Origin of the sequence: Microbacterium sp. NPDC090003 (assembly GCF_044748385.1) — a bacterium.
Classification (GTDB): domain Bacteria; phylum Actinomycetota; class Actinomycetes; order Actinomycetales; family Microbacteriaceae; genus Microbacterium.
Window position 1 is genome coordinate 95,588 of sequence record NZ_JBIVFW010000002.1, and the last position, 21,215, is coordinate 116,802.

A 21,215-nucleotide genomic window follows, 5' to 3' on the forward strand; every position below is an offset into this window, starting at 1 on the left:
TGCCCGGAATCGATCCGGAGCACATGACCAGTAGGGGACGCACATGGGTATCGATGACGCCGTCAACAAGGGCAGGGACTTCGTCGAGCAGAACAAGGACAAGATCGCCGAGGCCGTGAAGAGCGAACAGGCCGAGGACATCAGCGACAAGGTGCTCGACGGCGTCGCCGACTTCGCCAAGAAGATCGCTCCGGGTGCGTCCGAGAAGATCGACGAGATCCGCGACGCGGCCGACAAGCAGGTCGGCAACCAGTAGTCGTACGCTCCGAGGGCGGCGATCTCCGGGAGGAGGTCGCCGCCCTCCGTCGTGCGCTGTGATATTCCGGCGGATGCTCGCGCGGGGACGCGCGAGTGCGTAGACTGCAAGTGACCGCACTGGGGATAGGGCGGTCGGGGAGCCCGGAGGGGTCCGGACTCCTGAAGCACGCGGCTCGTCCGCGTTCAACTGGGGAATGCGATCTTGGGGATCATCTTGCGACGTGCGCACTCGCTGCGCGCCTTCGTCACCCCGCCTGCACGGCGGCGTCATCGCCGTGCCCTCGATCGAGGATCTCGGCGTCCCTTCACGCCGGATTCCTCGCGTTCGGTGTGCCCCCTCGCACTGAACGCCCTCCCCGAACGGGGCGAGGCATGGGGATGCCTCGCCCCGTTCTCACCTCGCGGCTGAGGCTTCGACGACAGCGCGACACGCCCGGGTTTGCGCAAGTGAAATACCCCGTGGCAGAATAGACAGGTTCGACATTTCGGTGCGCTCAGCGTGCGCCGAATCACTGCCAGGGCAGTGCATAGACGGTGTCTCCTCTGAGAGGCGCAGGGTTCTAGGCCGCGGGTAGCAGAACACACAACCCCGACACCTTCCTTTCGAGGTCTTCGCCGTGCGCGGCGAAGGTCGGGATGACAGCAGAACAGTGGTGCGCAGAGCGACTCCCCGGAGTCGTTCGAGTGCCGAGGCGTGAACAGCGCCGACGTGCGTCCAATGCCCCTGAGCCACCGGGTTCAGGCCGGTAAGACGCTTAAAGAGAGTGAGCAGACAATGGCGGGACAGAAAATCCGCATTCGCCTGAAGTCGTATGACCACGAGGTCATCGACTCGTCGGCACGCAAGATCGTCGACACCGTGACCCGTGCGGGCGCGACCGTCGTCGGCCCCGTGCCGCTTCCGACCGAGAAGAACGTCGTGTGCGTCATCCGGTCGCCCCACAAGTACAAGGACAGCCGCGAGCACTTCGAGATGCGCACCCACAAGCGTCTGATCGACATCGTCGACCCGACGCCCAAGGCCGTCGACTCGCTGATGCGTCTCGACCTCCCGGCCGATGTCAACATCGAGATCAAGCTCTGAGGTTCGACATGGCTGACATCAACGCAAAGATTTCCAAGGGCATGCTCGGCACGAAGCTCGGCATGACCCAGGTGTGGAACGAGAGCGGCAAGCTCGTCCCCGTCACCGTCATCGAGCTCGCACCGAACGTGGTCACCCAGGTTCGTACGCCCGAGAAGGACGGCTACAACGCCGTGCAGATCGCGTACGGCCAGATCGACCCCCGCAAGGTGAACAAGCCCCTCACGGCTCACTTCGAGGCCGCCGGCGTCACGCCGCGCCGCCACGTCACCGAGATCCGCACGGCGGATGCTGCTGACTACTCACTCGGTCAGGAGCTCACGGTCGACGGCACGTTCGAAGCCGGCCAGCTCGTCGACGTCGTCGGCACGAGCAAGGGCAAGGGCTTCGCCGGTGTCATGAAGCGTCACAACTTCAAGGGCGTCTCGGCATCGCACGGTTCGCACCGCAACCACCGCAAGCCCGGCTCGATCGGCGCATCGTCGACCCCGAGCCGCGTCTTCAAGGGCATGCGCATGGCCGGCCGTATGGGTGGCGAGCGCGTGACCGTCCTCAACCTCACGGTGCACGCCATCGACATCGAGAAGGGTCTGATGCTCGTCAAGGGCGCCGTCCCCGGTGCTCGTGGCCGCATCGTCTACGTCCGCAACGCAGTGAAGGGTGCCTGATCATGGCTGACTCGACTCTCGCGCTCGACGTCCTCAAGGCAGACGGCAAGAAGGCAGGCTCGATCGAGCTTCCCGCCGCGCTGTTCGACGTCAAGACGAACATTCCGCTGATCCACCAGGTCGTCGTCGCGCAGCTCGCGGCGGCTCGCCAGGGAACCCACTCGACCAAGCGTCGCGGTGAGGTCTCCGGCGCCGGCCGCAAGCCCTTCAAGCAGAAGGGCACGGGTAACGCCCGTCAGGGTTCCATCCGCGCGCCGCACATGACCGGTGGTGGCATCGTGCACGGCCCCAAGCCGCGCGACTACTCGCAGCGCACGCCCAAGAAGATGATCGCCGCCGCCCTCCTGGGTGCGCTCAGCGACCGCTTCCGCGGCGACCGCCTGCACGCGATCGACAGCTTCGGCGCCGAGGGCTCGCCCTCCACCAAGGCAGCCGCGGGCTTCCTCGGCCAGGTCGCCACGTCCAAGAACGTGCTGGTCGTCATCGAGCGCGGCGACGAGCTCGCGCTCAAGAGCCTGCGCAACCTCGGTCACGTGCACCTGCTGTCGTTCGACCAGCTCAACGCCTACGACGTGCTCGTCTCCGACGACATCGTCTTCACCCAGGCCGCGCTCGAAGGCTTCATCGCCTCCAAGTCCGGCGCCAACCAGGAGGTCTCCGCATGAGCGAGCAGGCATCTGTTCTCCAGACGGCCCTGAACAAGGACCCGCGCGACGTCATCCTGAAGCCGGTCGTGTCCGAGAAGAGCTACGGCCTGATCGATGAGGGCAAGTACACCTTCCTCGTCGACCCGCGTGCTTCGAAGACCGAGATCAAGCTCGCCATCGAGAAGATCTTCGGCGTCAAGGTCGCGTCCGTTAACACGCTCAACCGCGTCGGCAAGGCCCGTCGCACCCGCTTCGGCACCGGCAAGCGCAAGGACACCAAGCGCGCCATCGTGACCCTGAAGTCGGGCACCATCGACATCTTCACGGCAATCGGCTGATCCGGGGGATAAGGACAATCATGGCAATTCGCAAGTACAAGCCCACGACCCCGGGCCGTCGCGGCTCGTCGGTGGCTGACTTCGCCGAGATCACCCGATCGACGCCGGAGAAGTCGCTGCTGCGCCCGCTCTCGAAGACCGGTGGTCGCAACAACCAGGGGCGCATCACGACCCGTCACATCGGTGGTGGCCACAAGCGCCAGTACCGCGTCATCGACTTCCGTCGCAATGACAAGGACGGCGTGAACGCCAAGGTCGCTCACATCGAGTACGACCCCAACCGCACGGCTCGCATCGCGCTGCTGCACTACTTCGACGGTGAGAAGCGCTACATCCTCGCTCCGGCGAAGCTGAAGCAGGGCGACATCATCGAGTCCGGCGCGGGTGCCGACATCAAGCCGGGAAACAACCTCCCGCTGAAGAACATCCCGACGGGTACCGTCATCCACGCGATCGAGCTCCGCCCCGGCGGCGGCGCGAAGATGGCGCGTTCGGCCGGAGCATCCGTCCGTCTCGTCGCCAAGGACGGCCCCTACGCCCAGCTGCGTCTGCCCTCGGGCGAGATCCGCAACGTCGATGCGCGCTGCCGCGCGACCATCGGCGAGGTCGGCAACGCCGAGCAGTCGAACATCAACTGGGGTAAGGCCGGCCGTATGCGCTGGAAGGGCGTCCGCCCGACCGTGCGTGGTGTCGCCATGAACCCGGTCGACCACCCGCACGGTGGTGGTGAGGGTAAGACCTCCGGTGGTCGTCACCCGGTCTCCCCGTGGGGTCAGGCTGAGGGTCGCACCCGTCACGCCAACAAGGAAAGCGACAAGTACATCGTGCGTCGTCGTAACGCCGGCAAGAAGCGCAAGTAGGAGTAAGAGAAGATGCCTCGCAGTCTTAAGAAGGGCCCCTTCGTCGACGAGCACCTGCTTCGCAAGGTGGTCGTGCAGAACGAAGCCGGCACGAAGAACGTCATCAAGACCTGGTCCCGCCGGTCCATGATCATCCCGGCCATGCTGGGTCACACGATCGCGGTCCACGACGGACGCAAGCACATCCCTGTGTTCGTCTCCGAGACCATGGTCGGTCACAAGCTGGGCGAGTTCGCGCCCACCCGCACCTTCCGCGGCCACGAGAAGGACGACAAGAAGGGGCGGCGCCGCTAATGGTCGAATCGATCGCACGCGTGAAGCACATCCGCGTGACCCCGCAGAAGGCTCGTCGTGTCGTCGCGCTCATCAAGGGCAAGCAGGCCCAGGAAGCTCTCGCGATCCTCAAGTTCGCACAGCAGAGCGCCAGTGAGCCGATCTACAAGCTTGTCGCGTCGGCCATGGCCAACGCGCAGGTGAAGGCGGATCGCGACGGCGAGTACCTCGACGAGCAGGACCTGTACGTGGCCAACGCGTACGTCGACGAGGGCACGACGCTCAAGCGTTTCCAGCCCCGTGCACAGGGTCGCGCTTTCCAGATCAAGAAGCGCACGAGCCACATCACGGTCGTGCTCTCGACGCCGGAGGCGGCTACGCCCGCTGCCGGTGACAGCAACAAGAAGGCGAGCAAGTAATGGGACAGAAGGTAAACCCGTACGGCTTCCGTCTCGGTATCACCACGGACCACGTGTCGCGCTGGTTCTCGGACTCGACGAAGGCCGGTCAGCGTTACGCCGACTACGTCGCCGAGGACATCAAGATCCGCAACCTGCTGAAGACGCAGCTCGACCGCGCCGGTGTCTCGAACATCGAGATCGAGCGCACCCGTGACCGCGTCCGCGTCGACATCCACACCGCCCGTCCGGGCATCGTGATCGGTCGTCGTGGCGCCGAGGCCGAGCGCATCCGTGGCGACCTCGAGAAGCTCAGCGGCAAGCAGATCCAGCTGAATATCCTCGAGGTCAAGAACCCCGAGGCCGACGCTCAGCTCGTCGCCCAGGGCATCGCCGAGCAGCTCTCCGCACGTGTGGCGTTCCGCCGCGCGATGCGCAAGGGCCTGCAGGGCGCCCAGCGCGCCGGTGCCAAGGGCATCCGCATCCAGGTCTCCGGCCGCCTCGGCGGCGCGGAGATGAGCCGGTCGGAGTTCTACCGTGAGGGTCGCGTGCCGCTGCACACGCTCCGCGCGAACATCGACTACGGCTTCTACGAGGCCAAGACCACCTTCGGCCGCATCGGCGTCAAGGTCTGGATCTACAAGGGCGACCTGACCGCGAAGGAGCTCGCTCGCGAGCAGGCCAACGCACCCAAGGCTCGTCGTGACGACCGTGGTGGCGACCGCCGCCGTGCCCCGCGCAACGAGGCACCTGTTGCAGAAGGAGCGTCTGCCTGATGCTTATTCCCCGTAAGGTCAAGTTCCGCAAGCAGCACCACCCGGGTCGCTCGGGTCAGGCCACCGGTGGCACGAAGGTCTCCTTCGGTGACTTCGGCATCCAAGCCCTCACGCCCGCTTACGTGACGAACCGTCAGATCGAGTCCGCTCGTATCGCGATGACCCGTCACATCAAGCGTGGTGGAAAGGTGTGGATCAACATCTACCCCGACCGTCCGCTCACGAAGAAGCCTGCCGAGACCCGCATGGGTTCCGGTAAGGGTTCGCCCGAGTGGTGGGTCGCCAACGTCAAGCCGGGTCGCGTCCTCTTCGAGGTCGCCGGTGTCGACGAGCAGCTCGCCCGTGAGGCACTCACGCGAGCCATTCACAAGCTGCCGCTGAAGGCACGCATCATCAAGCGCGAGGAGGGCGACGCGTAATGGCGATCGGCACCAAGGAGCTCGCTCCGGCAGAGCTCGACACGTTCGAAGACCAGCGCCTCGTTGAGGAGCTGCGCAAGGCCAAGGAGGAGCTGTTCAACCTCCGTTTCCAGTCGGCCACCGGTCAGCTGGAGAGCCACGGCCGCATCCGCGCCGTCAAGCGCGACATCGCGCGTCTCTACACCGTGATCCGCGAGCGCGAGCTGGGCATCCGTGCGACGCCCGCTCCGGTCGAGGCTCCGGCGAAGAAGGCGTCCAAGTCGAAGGCGAAGAAGGCGGATGCCGCCGACGACGCCGTGAAAGAAGAGGCTGAGTGATGGCCACCAAGAAGGAAGCCGCCGTCGAGGCTGAGCACGCTGCTCACGATGTGCGCGATGCGGATGCCCGTGGGTACCGCAAGTCGCGTCGTGGCTACGTCGTCAGCGACAAGATGGACAAGACCATCGTGGTCGAGGTCGAGGACCGCGTGAAGCACCCGCTTTACGGCAAGGTCATCCGCCGCACCTCGAAGGTCAAGGCGCACGATGAGGCGAACACCGCCGGCATCGGCGACCTGGTCCTGATCAACGAGACCCGCCCGCTCAGCGCCACGAAGCGCTGGCGTCTGGTGGAGATTCTGGAGAAGGCCAAGTGATTCAGCAGGAATCCCGCCTCAAGGTCGCCGACAACACCGGCGCCAAGGAGCTGCTCACGATTCGCGTGCTCGGTGGTTCGAAGCGCCGTTACGCCGGCGTGGGCGACACCATCGTCGCGACGGTCAAGGACGCGATCCCGGGCGGCAACGTCAAGAAGGGCGACGTCGTCAAGGCGGTCATCGTCCGCACCGTCAAGTCCACGCGCCGTCCCGACGGCTCGTACATCAAGTTCGACGAGAACGCCGCCGTCATCCTGAAGAACGACGGGGAGCCCCGCGGCACCCGCATCTTCGGACCGGTCGGCCGTGAGCTTCGTGACAAGAAGTTCATGAAGATCGTCTCGCTGGCGCCGGAGGTTATCTAAGTCATGGCGAAGATCAAGAAGGGTGACCTCGTTCAGGTCATCACGGGCGCCAAGCCCGAGCGCGGCGGAGACCGCGGCAAGCAGGGCAAGGTCCTCGAGATTCTTGCCGAGCGCAACCGCATCATCGTCGAGGGCGTGAACTACGTCACCAAGCACACCCGCGTCGGCCAGACGCAGCGTGGCACCAAGACCGGTGGCCTCGAGACCGTCGAGGCTCCCATCCACATCTCGAACGTCGCACTCGTCGACCCCTCGACCAAGAAGCCGACCAAGGTCGGCCACCGGGTCGAGGAGCAGACGAAGGACGGCGTCAAGCGCACCGTCCGCGTGCGGTTCGCGAAGAAGTCAGGTAAGGACCTCTGATGGCAACCACCGACGCCGCGGTGGCTGGCAAGATCCAGCCCCGCCTGAAGGCGAAGTACAACGCCGAGATCAAGAAGGCTCTGCAGGACGAGTTCGGCTACGCCAACGTCATGCAGATCCCCGGACTGGTCAAGGTCGTCGTGAACACCGGTGTCGGCGAGGCAGCTCGCGACAGCAAGGTGATCGACGGCGCGGTCGACGATCTCACCAAGATCACCGGCCAGAAGCCGATCGTCACGAAGGCCCGCAAGTCCATCGCGCAGTTCAAGCTGCGCGAGGGTCAGGCCATCGGCGCGCACGTCACCCTCCGCGGTGACCGCGCGTGGGAGTTCGTGGACCGTCTCGTCTCGCTCGCACTGCCCCGTATCCGCGACTTCCGCGGTCTCTCGGCCAAGCAGTTCGACGGCAACGGCAACTACACCTTCGGTCTCCAGGAGCAGAGCGTGTTCCACGAGATCGATCAGGACAAGATCGACCGGGTTCGCGGTTTCGACATCACCGTCGTCACGACCGCGAAGACGGATGACGAGGGTCGGGCACTGCTCCGCCACCTCGGCTTCCCGTTCCGCTCGGAAGACGCACAGGCGTAACACCTTCGACGGGCTCAGTGGTCATGTGTCACTGAGCCCGTCAATGTGTGCGTACAATTGAAGATTGCGTGTCATCGCAGGCCGTCTGTCGTGTAACGGCAGCCGGAACCTCATGAACAAAGGAAAACAACAATGACAATGACAGACCCGGTCGCAGATCTGCTGACCCGTCTGCGTAACGCGAACTCGGCGCACCACGATTCCGTGACCCTGCCGTCGAGCAAGCTCAAGACGCACATCGCCGAGATCCTCCAGCAGGAGGGTTACATCTCCGCCTGGGAGACCTCGGACGCCCGCGTGGGCCAGAACCTCACGCTGACGCTGAAGTACGGCCCCAACCGCGAGCGGTCGATCGCCGGCATCAAGCGCGTGTCGAAGCCCGGCCTCCGCGTCTACGCGAAGTCCACCGAGCTCCCGCGCGTCCTCGGCGGCCTCGGCGTGGCCATCCTGTCCACCTCCTCCGGTCTCCTCACCGACCGTCAGGCAGAGCAGAAGGGCGTGGGCGGAGAAGTTCTCGCCTACGTGTGGTAATTCGAAATGTCGCGTATTGGACGACTTCCCATCGACGTTCCCGCGGGCGTGACCGTTTCGGTCACCGGCCGCGAGGTCGCGGTGAAGGGCCCCAAGGGTGAGCTCACCCTCACGGTGGCCAGCCCCATCGAGGTCGCGGTCGAGGAGAACCAGGTTCTGGTCACCCGTCCCGACGACGAGCGCGAGTCGCGGTCGCTTCACGGCCTGACCCGCACGCTCATCAACAACAACATCATCGGCGTGACCCAGGGCTACACCAAGGGTCTCGAGGTCGTCGGCACCGGTTACCGCGTCCAGCAGAAGGGCGGCTCCGTGGAGTTCGCACTCGGCTTCTCGCACCCGGTCCTGATCGACCCGCCGGCGGGGATCACGCTCACGGTCGAGGGCACGAACAAGCTCACCGTCAGCGGTATCGACAAGCAGGCTGTCGGCGAGGCAGCTGCCAACATCCGCAAGATCCGTAAGCCCGAGCCCTACAAGGGCAAGGGCGTCCGCTACGCCGGCGAGAACGTGCGTCGCAAGGCCGGAAAGAGTGGTAAGTAACCATGGCTCTCAAGTCAAAGTCCGACGCCCGCGCGCGTCGTCACGCCCGCCTTCGCAAGAAGGTCGTCGGCACCGAGGTGCGTCCGCGCCTCGTCGTCAACCGTTCGGCCCGCCACGTCTTCGTCCAGCTGGTCGACGACAGCAAGGGTCACACCGTCGCGTCGGCATCGACGCTCGAGACCGACCTGCGCGGCTTCGAGGGTGACAAGACCGCCAAGGCCCGCAAGGTCGGCGAGCTCGTCGCCGAGCGTGCGAAGGCCGCCGGCGTTTCCGAGGCAGTGTTCGACCGTGGCGGTAACCGCTACGCCGGTCGTGTCGCCGCCATCGCCGACGGCGCCCGCGAAGGGGGTCTGGCACTGTGAGTGACAACAAGGAGAACGAAGTGACCGAAGCGGCTGCTGCCACTTCCGAGACGGCCGCCGGCACCACGCAGGCAGAGCCGACTCGCGACCAGCGCGACGGTCGTCGCGGTGGACGCGGTGACCGCAACCAGGGTGGCCGCGACCGCAACTCGCGCGACCGTGGTGACAACCAGTTCCTGGAGCGCGTCGTCACCATCAACCGCGTCTCGAAGGTCGTGAAGGGTGGTCGTCGCTTCAGCTTCACCGCTCTCGTGGTCGTCGGCGACGGCAACGGTCTGGTGGGCGTCGGCTACGGCAAGGCCCGTGAGGTCCCCCTGGCGATCTCGAAGGGTGTCGAAGAGGCCAAGCGCAACTTCTTCCGCGTTCCGCGCGTCGGCAGCACCATCCCGCACCCCGTGCAGGGTGAGGCTGCGGCCGGTGTCGTGCTGCTGCGTCCGGCTGCCGCCGGTACCGGTGTCATCGCCGGTGGTCCGGTTCGCGCCGTGCTCGAGTGCGCCGGCATCCACGACGTCCTGTCGAAGTCGCTCGGCTCGTCGAACACGATCAACATCGTGCACGCGACCGTCGCTGCCCTGAAGCAGCTCGAGGAGCCCCGTGCGGTCGCCGCGCGTCGTGGCCTCGAGTTCGACCAGGTGGCACCGGCGCGTCTTGTCCGCGCCGAGGCCGAGGCCATCGCCGCACAGAAGGTAGGTGCCTGATGGCCGCCCGGCTCAAGGTCACGCAGATCAAGTCCAAGGTGAGCGAGAAGCAGAACCAGCGCGACACGCTGCGCAGCCTCGGTCTCAAGCGGATCGGTGACACCACCGTCCGCCCCGACGACGCGCAGACGCGCGGTTACGTCAAGACCGTCGCACACCTCGTCAAGGTTGAGGAGATCGACTAATGGCTGAGAAGAACGAGGCCGTCGAGGCCGAGAAGGCCACGAAGAAGGCTGCGGCCCCCAAGGCCGCCGCCGAGAAGAAGCCCGCCGCGAAGAAGGCTCCGGCCAAGACCGCTGCGGCCGACGCCAAGGCTGAGGCTCCCGCCAAGAAGCCGGCTGCCAAGAAGGCTGCGCCGAAGGCGGATGCTCCGGCATCGCGTCCCGGCGTGCTGAAGGTGCACCACCTGCGTCCCGTCCCCGGATCCAACACCGCCAAGACTCGCGTCGGCCGTGGTGAGGGCTCGAAGGGTAAGACCGCCGGTCGTGGAACCAAGGGCACCAAGGCTCGCAACACCGTTCGCGTCGGTTTCGAGGGTGGGCAGATGCCGCTGCACATGCGCACCCCGAAGCTGCGCGGGTTCAAGAACCCGTTCCGCGTCGAGTACCAGGTCGTGAACCTGGAGAAGCTCGCGGAGCTCTACCCCCAGGGTGGAGACGTCACCATCAGCGACCTGGTCGCCAAGGGTGCCGTTCGGAAGAACGAGAAGGTCAAGGTTCTCGGAAACGGCGACATCGCCGTGAAGCTCACCGTCGCGGTCGACAAGGTCTCGGGTTCCGCCGAGCAGAAGATCGTGGCTGCGGGCGGTTCCGTCAAGTAACCACCGCAGGGAAGGGGTCGGAGATTCTCCGGCCCCTTCTGTGCACATGGATGCCGAGAACCGCGTTTAGGTTACTCTGGTCTTTCAGCCGCCCATCGGTCGCGGCAACCCTTTCAGGAGGCACGTTCTTGTTTAGCGCCATCGCGCGGATCTTCCGCACTCCCGACCTGCGTCGGAAGATCGGTTTCACCCTGGCCATCATCGCCATCTACCGACTCGGCTCCAACGTCCCGGCTCCGTTCGTGAACTTCCCGAACGTCGAGGAGTGCCTCGCGGCCAACAACGGGACCGAGGGTCTGCTCGGACTGGTCAATCTCTTCTCGGGTGGCGCACTCCTGCAGCTGTCGATCTTCGCGCTGGGCGTCATGCCCTACATCACCGCGACGATCATCACGCAGCTCCTGCGCGTGGTCATCCCGCACTTCGAGGCGCTGCACAAAGAGGGCCAGGCCGGTCAGGCCCGCCTCACCCAGTACACGCGCTACCTCACCATCGCCCTCGCGCTGCTGCAGTCGACGACCCTCGTCACGGTGGCGCGCAGCGGCCAGCTGTTCGGTACGACCGATCTCGCGGCCTGCCAGAACCTGCTCACGAACGACGTCTGGTGGGCGCAGCTACTCATCATCATGGCGATGACCGCCGGTACCGGCCTCATCATGTGGTTCGCCGAGCTCGTCACCGAGCGCGGCGTCGGCAACGGCATGTCGCTCCTCATCTTCACCTCGATCGCCGCGACCTTCCCCGGCGCGATGGGCCTCATCTGGCAGACGAAGGGCTTCGAGGTCTTCCTGCTCGTGCTGCTCGTCGGAATCATCGTCATGGGTCTGGTCGTGTTCGTCGAGCAGTCGCAGCGGCGCATCCCGGTGCAGTACGCGAAGCGGATGGTCGGACGCCGTACCTACGGCGGCACCAACACCTACATCCCGATCAAGGTCAACATGGCGGGTGTGATCCCGGTCATCTTCGCCTCGTCGCTGCTGTACATCCCCGCGCTCATCGCGCAGTTCAACACTCCGCAGGACGGCTCGACGCCGGCTGCATGGGTCACCTGGATCAGCACGTACTTCACCACGGGCAACCACCCGATCTACATGGCGGCGTACTTCCTGCTCATCATCGGCTTCACCTACTTCTACGTCGCGATCACGTTCAACCCGGTCGAGGTCGCCGACAACATGAAGAAGTACGGCGGCTTCATCCCCGGCATCCGCGCGGGTCGTCCGACCGCCGAGTACCTCGACTACGTCCTGACGCGCATCACGTTGCCGGGCTCGATCTACCTGGGTCTCATCGCACTGATCCCGCTGATCGCCCTGGCGACGGTCGGCGCCAACCAGAACTTCCCGTTCGGCGGCGCATCGATCCTCATCATCGTCGGTGTGGGTCTCGAGACGGTCAAGCAGATCGACGCCCAGCTGCAGCAGCGTCACTACGAAGGGCTCCTCCGATGACGGCATCCGCACGTCTCCTGATCGTCGGCCCGCAGGGCTCCGGCAAGGGCACGCAGGGTGTGCGCATCGCCGAGACCTTCGGCATCCCCGTGGTCTCGACCGGCGACATCTTCCGCGCCAACATCAAGGGGGGCACGGAGCTCGGCCAGAAGGTCACCGCGATCCTCGACCGTGGCGACCTGGTCCCCGACGAACTGACGGGCGAGATCGTCCGCGACCGTCTGTCCCAGGACGACGCGGCGAACGGCTTCCTCCTCGACGGATATCCGCGCAACACGGCTCAGGTCGGACACCTCGAGGAGTTCCTCGCCGGCCGGGGCGAGTCGCTCGACGCCGTGATCCTCCTCGACGTGCCGCGCGACGAGAGCATCTCGCGCCTCAGCCTCCGTGCGATCGAGCAGGGGCGCTCCGACGACACCGAAGAGGCGATCGCCCACCGGCTCGACATCTACGAGCGCGAGACCGCTCCGATCATCGACGTCTACAGCGAGAAGGGCATCGTCGACCGTATCGACGGCGTCGGCTCGCTCGACGAGATCACGGAGCGCATCGTCGCAGCGCTCGACGCTCGCGGTCTGCGCGTCGCCGTCTGAGCGGCCCCGAGATGTTCCGCCGGTCGATCTACAAGACCCCGGCCCAGCTGCGATCGATGGTCGAGCCCGGGCTGATCACGGCGGCGGCGCTCGATGCCGTCCGCCCGCTGATCCGCCCCGGGGTGACGACGCTCGAGCTCGATGCCGAGGCGAATCGTGTGATCCTCGCTCGCGGTGCCGAATCGAACTTCCAGCTCGTGCGGGGTTACCACCACACGATCTGCGTCTCCGTCAACGAGCAGGTCGTGCACGGTATCCCGGGCGATCTGGTGCTGCAGCCGGGTGACATCGTCTCGGTCGACTGCGGTGCGCAGTACCAGGGGTGGAACGGCGACAGCGCGATCACCGTCGTCGTCCCCGACGAGACCCGACCGGACGTCGTCGCGAACCGCGAAGAGCTCTCGCGCGTGACCGAGGGATCAATGTGGGCCGGTATCGCCGCGATGGCGACCGCCTCGCACCTCGGCGACCTGGGTGCCGCGATCCAGGGGTACATCGAGGCTCAGGGCCCGTCGGCCGTGTCGGGGGAGACCTACGGCATCCTGCGCGAGTATGTCGGGCACGGCATCGGCCGCAAGATGCACGAGGCGCCGAGTGTCTTCAACTACCGCACCCCCGACCCCGGGGCCGAGGTGAAGCCGGGCCTCGTGCTCGCGATCGAGCCGATGGTCACCGCGGGCGGCGAGGACACCTTCGTCGAGGACGACGACTGGACCGTCTCGACCGTCGACGGCTCGGACGGCTCGCATTGGGAGCACAGCGTCGCCGTGCACGAGAACGGAATCTGGGTGCTCACCGCCCCCGACGGCGGTGCGGCGGGCCTCGCGCCCTTCGGCGTGACGCCGGTGCCCGTGGCCTGACGCGCCGGACCCTCTCCCGCACCGGCCGCCCCGGGCATCCGTTACGCAAGCGTGAACTGCAGGCAAGGTTCGCCTCACACGAACCCCATAGGCTGATGCAGGAAGATCACAGGGTACTTGCGTCCGCAATAACTGCGGCGAGACCGAGAGAAACGGAAGACAATGGCAGCGGCGAAGAGCAACACCAACTGGTTCGCGATCGGGGTGTCCGCAGCAGTCGTCGTCGTGCTGGTCGTCCTCGGCGGGCTCGTGGTGTTCCTGAACAACCAGGCCACGGCCCCCGGCGTCGCCCCCGAGGGCGGCAACGTCAATCAGGAGACCGGTGCGATCAGCTTCGGCGGCGGAGAGGACGAAGTCGACGTCTTCGTCGACTTCATGTGCCCCGTCTGCGGTGACTTCGAAGACGCGTACGGCGAGCAGCTGCAGTCCGCGGCCGCGAGCGACGACATCACCCTGAACATCCACCCGATCTCGATCCTCGACCGGTACTCGCAGAACACGAAGTACTCGACCCGTGCCGCCGGCGCCGCGTACTGCGTCGCGGAGAACGCACCGGACTCGTTCCTCGACTTCTTCAACTTCATGTTCGCGAACCAGCCGCAGGAGAACACGGCCGGTTACACCGACGACGAGCTCGCGGCATACGCCGAGCAGGTCGGCGCGGGTGCGGCGGCCGACTGCATCGCGGACGGCACCTACATGAACTTCGTGCGCGACCAGACCAACCAGCACGAGATCCAGGGCACCCCCACCGTCGAGATCAACGGTGAGCGCATCGAGAACGCCGACATCCAGACGCGTTTCGCGCAGATCCTGCCCTGAGCGCATCCGTATCACGACGAGGGCGGTCCCGCCACGGGACCGCCCTCGTCGCACGCGAAGCGGACGACGCGCGGATGCTGCGGGCTCAGGTTGCCGGATGCCTCGGCGTCGTCTAACATAGATCTTTGGTGCCTTGCGCACTGATTCGGCGTGTCCGTCGGCGCAGCACCAACACACCACCCACCCACCGCAGATCGACCGGTCTGCAGAAGCGTCAGCGAGGCTATGGCTAAGAAAGACGGTGTCATCGAGATCGAGGGCGTGATCTCCGAGGCTCTTCCCAACGCGATGTTCCGCGTTGAGCTCAGCAACGGACACAAGGTCCTGGCAACGATCTCCGGCAAGATGCGGCAGAACTACATCCGTATCATCCCCGAGGACCGCGTGGTCGTGGAGCTCAGCCCCTACGACCTCACCCGCGGCCGTATCGTCTACCGCTACCGCTGATCGGTCGAGAAGTAACGGCCTGCCCCGCAGCGGGGCGGTACGAAGACAGCGAACAGGAAACATCATGAAGGTCAACCCCAGCGTCAAGCCCATCTGCGATCACTGCAAGGTGATCCGCCGCCACGGCCGCGTCATGGTGATCTGCAAGAGCAACCCGCGCCACAAGCAGCGCCAGGGCTGATCACTCTTCTGATCTGACACACAACTGAATACACGAACGGCAGGATCAGACGCTTCGACAGGCTCAGCGACCCAGAGGGGAGCTGTGTCCTCCGGAGCCGACACCTCGGGGCGGAGGCCCGGGCACCGATCCTGTTCCACACCTCCACAACACCCAGGAGAACCGCATGGCACGTCTTGCCGGCGTTGACATCCCGCGCGACAAGCGCGTGGTGATCGCCCTTACCTACATCTACGGCGTCGGCCGTACCCGCTCGGTCGAGATCCTCAAGGCGACCGACATCGATGAGAGCATCCGCGTGAAGGACCTCAGCGACGACCAGCTGATCGCCCTCCGCGACCACATCGAAGGCAACTACAAGGTGGAGGGTGACCTCCGTCGCGAGGTCGCCGCAGACATCCGCCGCAAGGTCGAGATCGGCTCCTACGAGGGCATCCGCCACCGTCGTGGTCTCCCGGTCCGCGGTCAGCGCACCAAGACCAACGCCCGTACCCGCAAGGGCCCGAAGCGCACCGTCGCCGGCAAGAAGAAGGCCCGCTAAGCGCGGCCCCAGGGACTAGGAGAACACTTTCATGGCTGCACCCAAGGCCGCCGCGCGCAAGCCGCGCCGCAAGGAAAAGAAGAACATCGCGCTGGGCCAGGCCCACATCAAGTCGACGTTCAACAACACGATCGTCTCGATCACCGACCCGTCCGGCGCCGTCATCGCGTGGGCGTCGTCGGGTGGCGTGGGCTTCAAGGGCTCGCGCAAGTCGACCCCCTACGCCGCCGGTATGGCAGCCGAGTCGGCTGCCCGCCAGGCCGCCGAGCACGGCGTCAAGAAGGTCGACGTCCTCGTGAAGGGTCCGGGCTCCGGCCGCGAGACCGCGATCCGCTCGCTCCAGGCCGCCGGCCTCGAGGTGGGCTCGATCCAGGACGTCACCCCGCAGGCGCACAACGGATGCCGCCCGCCGAAGCGTCGCCGCGTCTGATCCGGCTCGCGAGCCGCTCGCCCCGTCCCGTTCGCTGAACGGTCGGGACCGAGCGGCTCGCCCGCCCGTTCGCGGGCATCGACTTCCACAACTCAAGACCTCACCCACCACATGTCATATAGCGGTCATGTGATCGAAAGGAACACAGAGTGCTCATTGCACAGCGTCCCACACTCACCGAGGAAAAGATCGTCGAGAACCGGAGCCGGTTCATCATCGAGCCTCTGGAGCCCGGCTTCGGATACACGATCGGCAACGCGCTGCGTCGCAGCCTGCTGTCGTCGATCCCCGGTGCCGCTGTCACCAGCGTCCGTCTCGACGGCGTGCTGCACGAGTTCAGCACGATCCCCGGTGTGAAGGAGGATGTCACCGAGATCATCCTCAACATCAAGCAGCTGGTCGTCTCCTCGGAGCGCGACGAGCCCATCACCGCGTACCTGCGCAAGACCGGTGCGGGCGAAGTGACCGCCGCCGACATCTCGGCTCCGGCCGGTGTCGAGGTGCACAACCCCGAGCTCGTCATCGCGACGCTCAACGACACCGCGAAGTTCGAGCTCGAGCTCACGATCGAGCGTGGCCGTGGCTACGTCTCGGCGACGCAGAACCGCAACGAGTACGCCGAGGCCGGTCAGATCCCGATCGACTCGATCTACTCGCCGGTCCTCAAGGTGAGCTACCGCGTCGACGCGACCCGTGCCGGGGAGCGCACCGACTTCGACAAGCTTGTCCTGGACGTCGAGACGAAGAACTCGATCAGCCCCCGCGACGCCGTCGCTTCGGCTGCCAAGACGCTCACCGAGCTGTTCGGTCTCGCCCGCGAGCTGAACGTCGAGGCCGAGGGCATCGAGATCGGCCCGGCGCCGGTGGAGGCTGTGAACTCCAGCGAGCTGTCGATGCCGATCGAGGACCTCGACCTGTCGGTCCGCTCGTACAACTGCCTGAAGCGTGAGGGCATCAACACCGTTTCGGAGCTCGTCGCCCTCTCGGAGACGCAGCTCATGAACATCCGTAATTTCGGCCAGAAGTCGGTCGACGAGGTGCGCGACAAGCTCATCTCGCTCGGTCTGTCGCTCAAGGATTCGGTGCCCGGTTTCGACGGCGCCCACTTCTACGGCGGCAGCGAAGACGAGTCCTTCTGATACCCGACCTTTCTGACCAGGAGTTAGACGATTATGCCCAAGCCCACTAAGGGTCCCCGCCTCGGAGGCGGCCCCGCCCACGAGCGCCTGCTGCTTGCCAACCTCGCCGCTGCGCTGTACACCCACAAGTCGATCAAGACGACCGAGACCAAGGCCAAGCGCCTGCGTCCGCTCGCCGAGCGTCTCATCACCTTCGCCAAGCGCGGAGACCTGCACGCGCGCCGTCGCGTGCTGTCGGTCATCGGTGACAAGGAAGTCGTGCACACGCTCTTCACCGAGATCGCTCCGCTGGTCGCTGACCGCGAGGGTGGCTACACGCGCATCACCAAGGTCGGCAACCGCAAGGGCGACAACGCTCCGATGGCCGTGATCGAGCTCGTCCTCGAGCCCGTCACGCCGAAGGCGAAGTCGACGAAGAAGGCCGCTGCCGCTCCGAAGGTCGAGAAGCCGGCCGAGGAGGCTCCCGCCGAGGAGACCGCCGAGGTCGTCGAGGATGCTCCCGCCGAGGAGACTCCCGCCGCCGAAGACACCACCGAGGCGCCCGCCGCCGAGGAGAAGTCCGAGTAATCACTCGACTCGAGAGAAGCCCGTCACCGTGAGGTGGCGGGCTTCTTCGTCGTGGCCCGCGATCATGATGCCGACGCGAACGTGTCAGCGCGCGCGCAGATCCTTCCGGAGGATCTTGCCCGATGTCGATGTGGGGATCGCATCGATGAACTCGACCTGCCGCACCTTCTCGTGGGGTGCGACGCGCTCGGCGACGTGCGCCATCACTCCCGCCGCGTCGAGGTCCGCCCCCGCCTGCACCACGACGAAGGCCTTCGGCACCTCCTGGCCGTCGTCGTCGGGCGCACCGATGACGGCGGCATCTGCGATGGCGGGATGGTCGAGGAGTACGGCTTCCAGCACCGCAGGGGCGACCTGGTAGCCCTTGTACTTGATGAGTTCCTTGAGCCGGTCGACGATGCGGAAGACCCCCTCGGTGCTCACCGTGCCGACGTCTCCGGTGTGCAGCCATCCGTCGTCATCGAGCATCTCGGCGGTCGCATCCGGGCGGTTCAGATATCCCTTCATCACCTGCGGTCCGCGGATCAGCAGTTCGCCGGGCTCGCTCGTCCCACCCGCCGGCGCCTCCAGGTCGGCCCCGGTCTCGGGGTCGCGAAGTCGCGCTTCGGTGCCGCTGAGCAGCAGGCCGACGCTCGCCCGATCGATGTCGTCGCGGTCGTACGGGATGGCATGGGTGACCGGACTCGTCTCGGTCATGCCGTATCCCTGGCACACGGTGCAGCCCAGTCTGCCGGCGACGGCCGCGGCGAGCGAGCCGTCGAGGGGCGCGGCACCCGAGAAGACCACCTTGACCGACGAGAGATCGTGCTCGTCGACGAGCGGATGCTTGGCGAGAGCGACGGCGATCGGCGGAGCGATGAACACCCACGTCGTGCGGTGCTCGGAGACGACGCGGAGGAAGTCGGCGAGGTCGAACCTGGGCATCGTCACGAGTGCAGCCCGTTGACGCAGGGCGAAGTTGAGCAGCACGGTCATGCCGTAGATGTGGAAGAACGGCAGGACGGCGAGCACGCGGTCGTCGTCGGCGAGGGAGATCGTGGAGCGGCACTGGCTCACGTTCGCGACCAGGTTGCGGTGCGTGAGCATGACGCCCTTGGGTCGACCGGTGGTTCCGGATGAGTAGGGCAGCACGGCCAGATGCTCGGAGGGATCGACGGAGACGTCCGGCGCCGGGTGTCCCTCTTCGAGCAACGCTGCGAGCGATGGGTGACCCTCGGCGCCATCGAGCACGATGAGGTGATCGGCGTCGATCCCGACCTTCTCGGCCGCCGCTCGGGCGCCGGCGAGGAGGGGGGAGACGGTGATCAGCCACTCGGCTTCGGCATCCGCGAGCTGGTTCGCGATCTCGTCGGGCGTGTACAGGGAGTTGATCGTGGTGGCCGTCGCGCCGGCGCGCAGGATGCCGTGGAAGACCGTCGCGAAGGCGGGGGTGTTGGGGCACAGCACTCCGACCCGCGTGCCGACGCCGACGCCGCGCGCGGCGAGGGCTCCGGCGAAGAGCTGGATCTGCCCGACGAGGGTGCGGTAGCTCGTCTCGGCTCCGCTCGTGCCGTCGATGAGCGCGGTCGCGTCCAGGCGATCCTCGTCGAGATCGCCGAACAGGAAGTCGTAGACCGAGAGGTCGGGGATCTCGACGTCGGGGAGGATGCTGCGAACCATGAGATCTCCTTCGATCCGTGCGGGACGGCGTCGTCCCGCGGTTGGCGTCAAGTGTCGCATAGGAGGGGACTGCGTCCCAGGGGTGATCGAATCGGCGGTCGGGCCCGCGCCCGACGCGGTGTCCGCGCGGGAGTAGGCTGGCGGACGGTGCGGCCACGTCCCAATGCCGCCCGAGGAGGAGAGACGTGAACGACGCGGCCACGAGACCGTTCCGCGGACCGCGGGCCTACACGACGTTCATCGGGATCGGCCTGCTCGCCGGGCTCCTCTCCGGTCTCTTCGGGGTCGGCGGCGGCACGGTGATCGTCCCGCTGCTGGTTCTGCTCCTGCACTTCGATCAGCGCCTCGCGGCGGGAACCTCACTCGCGGCGATCGTCCCCACCGCGACCGTCGGCGTGATCTCGTACGCCGCCTCGGGGTCCGTCGCCTGGATCCCCGCCCTGATCCTCGCCGCGGGGGCCGTCGTCGGCGCCCAGATCGGCACCCGCCTGCTGCCGCGCATCTCGCAGACCGCTCTGCGGTGGGGCTTCGTGGGCTTCCTCGTCGTCGTGATCGTGAGCCTCTTCCTCGTGATCCCCTCGCGTGACGCGCCGTTCGACCTCACCTGGATCTCGGGCATCGCGCTCGTCGTCGTCGGCGTCGGCACGGGTGTTCTCGCGGGTCTCATCGGTGTGGGCGGGGGTGTGATCGTCGTTCCGGTGCTCATGCTCGCCTTCGGCACGAGCGACCTCGTGGCCAAGGGCACCTCGCTGCTCATGATGATCCCCACCGCGGTCTCCGGCACGTTCGGCAACCTGCGAAATCGCAACGTCGATCTGCTCGCCGCCGCTCTCATCGGCATCGCCGCCTGCACCACGACCGCGCTCGGCGCCTGGCTCGCGACACTGATCGATCCCGGTACGGGCAACATCCTCTTCGCGGCCTATCTCGTCGTGATCGCCGTGCAGATGGCGGTCAAGGCGATCCGCGGCCGCAAGAAGAAGGACTGACCGCGCCGCCGGGCGGGGCGGCTGTCGGCGACCCTCGATAGGATCGAGGGGTGCCAGTGAACCCAGAACTGGTCGGCCGGGAGTTCCCGCCGACACCCCCGTACCTCGTCGGTCGTGAGAAGGTGCGCGAGTTCGCCCGCGCCGTCTTCGCCGATGCCCCGCAGCACACCGACGTCGAGGCGGCCCGTGCGGCCGGCTTCGCCGACGTGGTCGCCCCGCCGACGTTCCCGATGGTCATCCAGGACCTCACGCTCCAGCAGCTGCTGAGCGCCGAGAACTCGGGCATCGTGCTGGCGCGCACGATCCACGCCGAGCAGCGCTTCGCCTACACGCGGCCGATCGTCGCGGGTGACGAGCTCAGCGCGCAGCTGCGCGTCACCGGCATCCGCATGATGGCCGGCAACGCGCTCATCACGAGCGAGGCCGAGATCACGGATGCCACGGGCTCCCATGTCGTGACCGCGACCAGCGTTCTGCTGGTCGGAGAGGGGGAGTGATGGCGTACTCGATCGGAGACGTGATCGCCGAGCGCACCGTTCACCTGACGCGTGAGTCGCTCGTTCGCTACGCCGGGGCATCCGGCGACTTCAACCCCATCCACTATCGCGACGACGTCGCCGCGTCGGTCGGGCTGCCCGGCGTGCTCGCGCACGGCATGCTCACGATGGGCATCGCCTCGTCGGTGGTCGTCGCGGCCCTCGCCCCGCAGACCCGCATCCTCGACTACGGCGTGCGCTTCACGAAGCCCGTCGTCGTCGACCCCGAGCACGGTGCCGACGTGCACGTGCTGGCCACGATCGGCGCCGTCGACGAGACGGCCGCGCGGGTCGACCTCAAGGTCACCTTCGGCGAGGCCACCGTGCTCGTCAAGGCGCAGCTGCGCATCGCGGTCTGATGGGCGACGCCGAG

35 protein-coding genes are annotated in these 21,215 nt (G+C 66.4%); 34 read left to right on the plus strand and 1 reads right to left on the minus strand.

What is annotated here, in order from left to right; genetic code table 11:
* The first annotated feature begins 43 nt into the window (after positions 1-43).
* The 31 genes from ACIPVN_RS13295 to rplQ all read left to right on the plus strand — a co-directional run bounded on the left by ACIPVN_RS13295 (position 44) and on the right by rplQ (position 17,658).
* Positions 44-256, plus strand: coding sequence for a hypothetical protein (locus tag ACIPVN_RS13295; protein WP_400443608.1), 213 nt, complete (start codon positions 44-46; stop codon positions 254-256).
* Positions 257-1,033: 777 nt separating this feature from the next.
* Positions 1,034-1,342: a 30S ribosomal protein S10 gene (gene rpsJ, locus ACIPVN_RS13300; RefSeq protein WP_030147986.1), complete on the plus strand. Its 309-nt coding sequence runs from the start codon at positions 1,034-1,036 to the stop codon at positions 1,340-1,342.
* Positions 1,343-1,350: 8 nt separating this feature from the next.
* On the plus strand, positions 1,351-2,010 hold the full coding sequence (gene rplC / locus ACIPVN_RS13305) for a 50S ribosomal protein L3 (protein WP_247625181.1): 660 nt from the start codon (positions 1,351-1,353) through the stop codon (positions 2,008-2,010).
* Positions 2,011-2,012: 2 nt separating this feature from the next.
* The gene (gene rplD / locus ACIPVN_RS13310) at positions 2,013-2,675 is read left to right on the plus strand and encodes a 50S ribosomal protein L4 (protein WP_400443612.1); all 663 of its coding nucleotides are present in this window, start codon (positions 2,013-2,015) and stop codon (positions 2,673-2,675) included.
* Entirely contained in the window at positions 2,672-2,995 is a 324-nt protein-coding gene (gene rplW, locus ACIPVN_RS13315) for a 50S ribosomal protein L23 (protein WP_247625179.1), read from the plus strand. The genes rplD and rplW overlap by 4 nt, the downstream gene beginning before the upstream one ends.
* Before the next feature lie 20 nt (positions 2,996-3,015).
* Positions 3,016-3,855 carry a 50S ribosomal protein L2 gene (rplB, locus tag ACIPVN_RS13320; protein WP_247625178.1) on the plus strand — a complete coding sequence of 280 codons (840 nt, stop codon included), beginning with the start codon at positions 3,016-3,018 and terminating at the stop codon, positions 3,853-3,855.
* 12 nt (positions 3,856-3,867) lie between these two features.
* Positions 3,868-4,149, plus strand: coding sequence for a 30S ribosomal protein S19 (gene rpsS, locus ACIPVN_RS13325; RefSeq protein WP_017201589.1), 282 nt, complete (start codon positions 3,868-3,870; stop codon positions 4,147-4,149).
* The gene (gene rplV / locus ACIPVN_RS13330; RefSeq protein ID WP_400443615.1) at positions 4,149-4,547 is read left to right on the plus strand and encodes a 50S ribosomal protein L22; all 399 of its coding nucleotides are present in this window, start codon (positions 4,149-4,151) and stop codon (positions 4,545-4,547) included. The genes rpsS and rplV overlap by 1 nt, the downstream gene beginning before the upstream one ends.
* On the plus strand, positions 4,547-5,302 hold the full coding sequence (rpsC, locus tag ACIPVN_RS13335) for a 30S ribosomal protein S3 (protein WP_149422506.1): 756 nt from the start codon (positions 4,547-4,549) through the stop codon (positions 5,300-5,302). The genes rplV and rpsC overlap by 1 nt, the downstream gene beginning before the upstream one ends.
* Positions 5,302-5,721, plus strand: a complete 420-nt coding sequence (gene rplP, locus ACIPVN_RS13340; RefSeq protein WP_247625176.1) for a 50S ribosomal protein L16 — start codon at positions 5,302-5,304, stop codon at positions 5,719-5,721. Before rpsC ends, rplP begins: the two co-directional genes overlap by 1 nt.
* A complete protein-coding gene (gene rpmC / locus ACIPVN_RS13345; protein WP_050722500.1) occupies positions 5,721-6,038 on the plus strand; it encodes a 50S ribosomal protein L29 in 318 nt (105 codons plus the stop codon). The genes rplP and rpmC overlap by 1 nt, the downstream gene beginning before the upstream one ends.
* Entirely contained in the window at positions 6,038-6,355 is a 318-nt protein-coding gene (gene rpsQ / locus ACIPVN_RS13350) for a 30S ribosomal protein S17 (RefSeq protein ID WP_247625175.1), read from the plus strand. The genes rpmC and rpsQ overlap by 1 nt, the downstream gene beginning before the upstream one ends.
* Positions 6,352-6,720, plus strand: a complete 369-nt coding sequence (rplN, locus tag ACIPVN_RS13355) for a 50S ribosomal protein L14 (protein WP_045253838.1) — start codon at positions 6,352-6,354, stop codon at positions 6,718-6,720. Before rpsQ ends, rplN begins: the two co-directional genes overlap by 4 nt.
* 3 nt (positions 6,721-6,723) lie before the next feature.
* On the plus strand, positions 6,724-7,083 hold the full coding sequence (rplX, locus tag ACIPVN_RS13360) for a 50S ribosomal protein L24 (RefSeq protein WP_247625174.1): 360 nt from the start codon (positions 6,724-6,726) through the stop codon (positions 7,081-7,083).
* A complete protein-coding gene (rplE, locus tag ACIPVN_RS13365) occupies positions 7,083-7,673 on the plus strand; it encodes a 50S ribosomal protein L5 (protein ID WP_247625173.1) in 591 nt (196 codons plus the stop codon). Before rplX ends, rplE begins: the two co-directional genes overlap by 1 nt.
* A 132-nt stretch (positions 7,674-7,805) precedes the next feature.
* On the plus strand, positions 7,806-8,204 hold the full coding sequence (gene rpsH / locus ACIPVN_RS13370; RefSeq protein WP_247625172.1) for a 30S ribosomal protein S8: 399 nt from the start codon (positions 7,806-7,808) through the stop codon (positions 8,202-8,204).
* 6 nt (positions 8,205-8,210) lie between these two features.
* A complete protein-coding gene (gene rplF, locus ACIPVN_RS13375) occupies positions 8,211-8,747 on the plus strand; it encodes a 50S ribosomal protein L6 (protein ID WP_247634096.1) in 537 nt (178 codons plus the stop codon).
* 2 nt (positions 8,748-8,749) lie between these two features.
* Entirely contained in the window at positions 8,750-9,109 is a 360-nt protein-coding gene (gene rplR, locus ACIPVN_RS13380; RefSeq protein WP_247625170.1) for a 50S ribosomal protein L18, read from the plus strand.
* Entirely contained in the window at positions 9,106-9,807 is a 702-nt protein-coding gene (gene rpsE / locus ACIPVN_RS13385; RefSeq protein WP_400443625.1) for a ribosomal protein S5, read from the plus strand. The genes rplR and rpsE overlap by 4 nt, the downstream gene beginning before the upstream one ends.
* Positions 9,807-9,992 carry a 50S ribosomal protein L30 gene (gene rpmD / locus ACIPVN_RS13390; RefSeq protein ID WP_017201575.1) on the plus strand — a complete coding sequence of 62 codons (186 nt, stop codon included), beginning with the start codon at positions 9,807-9,809 and terminating at the stop codon, positions 9,990-9,992. Before rpsE ends, rpmD begins: the two co-directional genes overlap by 1 nt.
* On the plus strand, positions 9,992-10,627 hold the full coding sequence (gene rplO, locus ACIPVN_RS13395) for a 50S ribosomal protein L15 (RefSeq protein ID WP_247634097.1): 636 nt from the start codon (positions 9,992-9,994) through the stop codon (positions 10,625-10,627). Before rpmD ends, rplO begins: the two co-directional genes overlap by 1 nt.
* Before the next feature lie 128 nt (positions 10,628-10,755).
* Entirely contained in the window at positions 10,756-12,078 is a 1,323-nt protein-coding gene (gene secY / locus ACIPVN_RS13400) for a preprotein translocase subunit SecY (RefSeq protein ID WP_400443627.1), read from the plus strand.
* Positions 12,075-12,671, plus strand: coding sequence for an adenylate kinase (locus ACIPVN_RS13405; protein WP_400443630.1), 597 nt, complete (start codon positions 12,075-12,077; stop codon positions 12,669-12,671). Before secY ends, ACIPVN_RS13405 begins: the two co-directional genes overlap by 4 nt.
* Positions 12,672-12,682: 11 nt before the next feature.
* The gene (map, locus tag ACIPVN_RS13410) at positions 12,683-13,531 is read left to right on the plus strand and encodes a type I methionyl aminopeptidase (protein ID WP_400443633.1); all 849 of its coding nucleotides are present in this window, start codon (positions 12,683-12,685) and stop codon (positions 13,529-13,531) included.
* 162 nt (positions 13,532-13,693) lie between these two features.
* A complete protein-coding gene (locus ACIPVN_RS13415) occupies positions 13,694-14,353 on the plus strand; it encodes a DsbA family protein (protein WP_400443636.1) in 660 nt (219 codons plus the stop codon).
* Between the two features lie 225 nt (positions 14,354-14,578).
* The gene (gene infA, locus ACIPVN_RS13420; protein ID WP_017201569.1) at positions 14,579-14,800 is read left to right on the plus strand and encodes a translation initiation factor IF-1; all 222 of its coding nucleotides are present in this window, start codon (positions 14,579-14,581) and stop codon (positions 14,798-14,800) included.
* Positions 14,801-14,864: 64 nt separating this feature from the next.
* On the plus strand, positions 14,865-14,981 hold the full coding sequence (gene rpmJ / locus ACIPVN_RS13425; RefSeq protein ID WP_005050492.1) for a 50S ribosomal protein L36: 117 nt from the start codon (positions 14,865-14,867) through the stop codon (positions 14,979-14,981).
* A 166-nt stretch (positions 14,982-15,147) separates the two neighbouring features.
* On the plus strand, positions 15,148-15,522 hold the full coding sequence (gene rpsM / locus ACIPVN_RS13430) for a 30S ribosomal protein S13 (protein WP_017201568.1): 375 nt from the start codon (positions 15,148-15,150) through the stop codon (positions 15,520-15,522).
* A 31-nt stretch (positions 15,523-15,553) separates the two neighbouring features.
* Positions 15,554-15,952: a 30S ribosomal protein S11 gene (gene rpsK / locus ACIPVN_RS13435; RefSeq protein WP_017829189.1), complete on the plus strand. Its 399-nt coding sequence runs from the start codon at positions 15,554-15,556 to the stop codon at positions 15,950-15,952.
* 149 nt (positions 15,953-16,101) lie between these two features.
* Positions 16,102-17,091, plus strand: a complete 990-nt coding sequence (locus ACIPVN_RS13440) for a DNA-directed RNA polymerase subunit alpha (protein ID WP_247625164.1) — start codon at positions 16,102-16,104, stop codon at positions 17,089-17,091.
* 33 nt (positions 17,092-17,124) lie between these two features.
* Positions 17,125-17,658, plus strand: coding sequence for a 50S ribosomal protein L17 (gene rplQ / locus ACIPVN_RS13445; protein ID WP_400443639.1), 534 nt, complete (start codon positions 17,125-17,127; stop codon positions 17,656-17,658).
* A gap of 84 nt (positions 17,659-17,742) precedes the next feature.
* Here the strand turns inward: rplQ and ACIPVN_RS13450 are convergent, their stop codons facing one another.
* On the minus strand, positions 17,743-19,317 hold the full coding sequence (locus ACIPVN_RS13450; RefSeq protein ID WP_400443642.1) for an AMP-binding protein: 1,575 nt from the start codon (positions 19,315-19,317) through the stop codon (positions 17,743-17,745).
* 185 nt (positions 19,318-19,502) lie between these two features.
* Between ACIPVN_RS13450 and ACIPVN_RS13455 the strand changes: the two genes are divergently transcribed.
* Genes ACIPVN_RS13455 through ACIPVN_RS13465 form a run of 3 tightly spaced genes read left to right on the plus strand, consistent with a single transcriptional unit; the run spans position 19,503 to position 21,201 of the window.
* The gene (locus ACIPVN_RS13455) at positions 19,503-20,306 is read left to right on the plus strand and encodes a sulfite exporter TauE/SafE family protein (protein ID WP_400443644.1); all 804 of its coding nucleotides are present in this window, start codon (positions 19,503-19,505) and stop codon (positions 20,304-20,306) included.
* Between the two features lie 50 nt (positions 20,307-20,356).
* Positions 20,357-20,803, plus strand: coding sequence for a MaoC family dehydratase N-terminal domain-containing protein (locus ACIPVN_RS13460; protein ID WP_400443647.1), 447 nt, complete (start codon positions 20,357-20,359; stop codon positions 20,801-20,803).
* Positions 20,803-21,201, plus strand: a complete 399-nt coding sequence (locus ACIPVN_RS13465) for a MaoC/PaaZ C-terminal domain-containing protein (protein WP_400443648.1) — start codon at positions 20,803-20,805, stop codon at positions 21,199-21,201. The genes ACIPVN_RS13460 and ACIPVN_RS13465 overlap by 1 nt, the downstream gene beginning before the upstream one ends.
* The last annotated feature ends 14 nt before the right edge of the window (positions 21,202-21,215 follow it).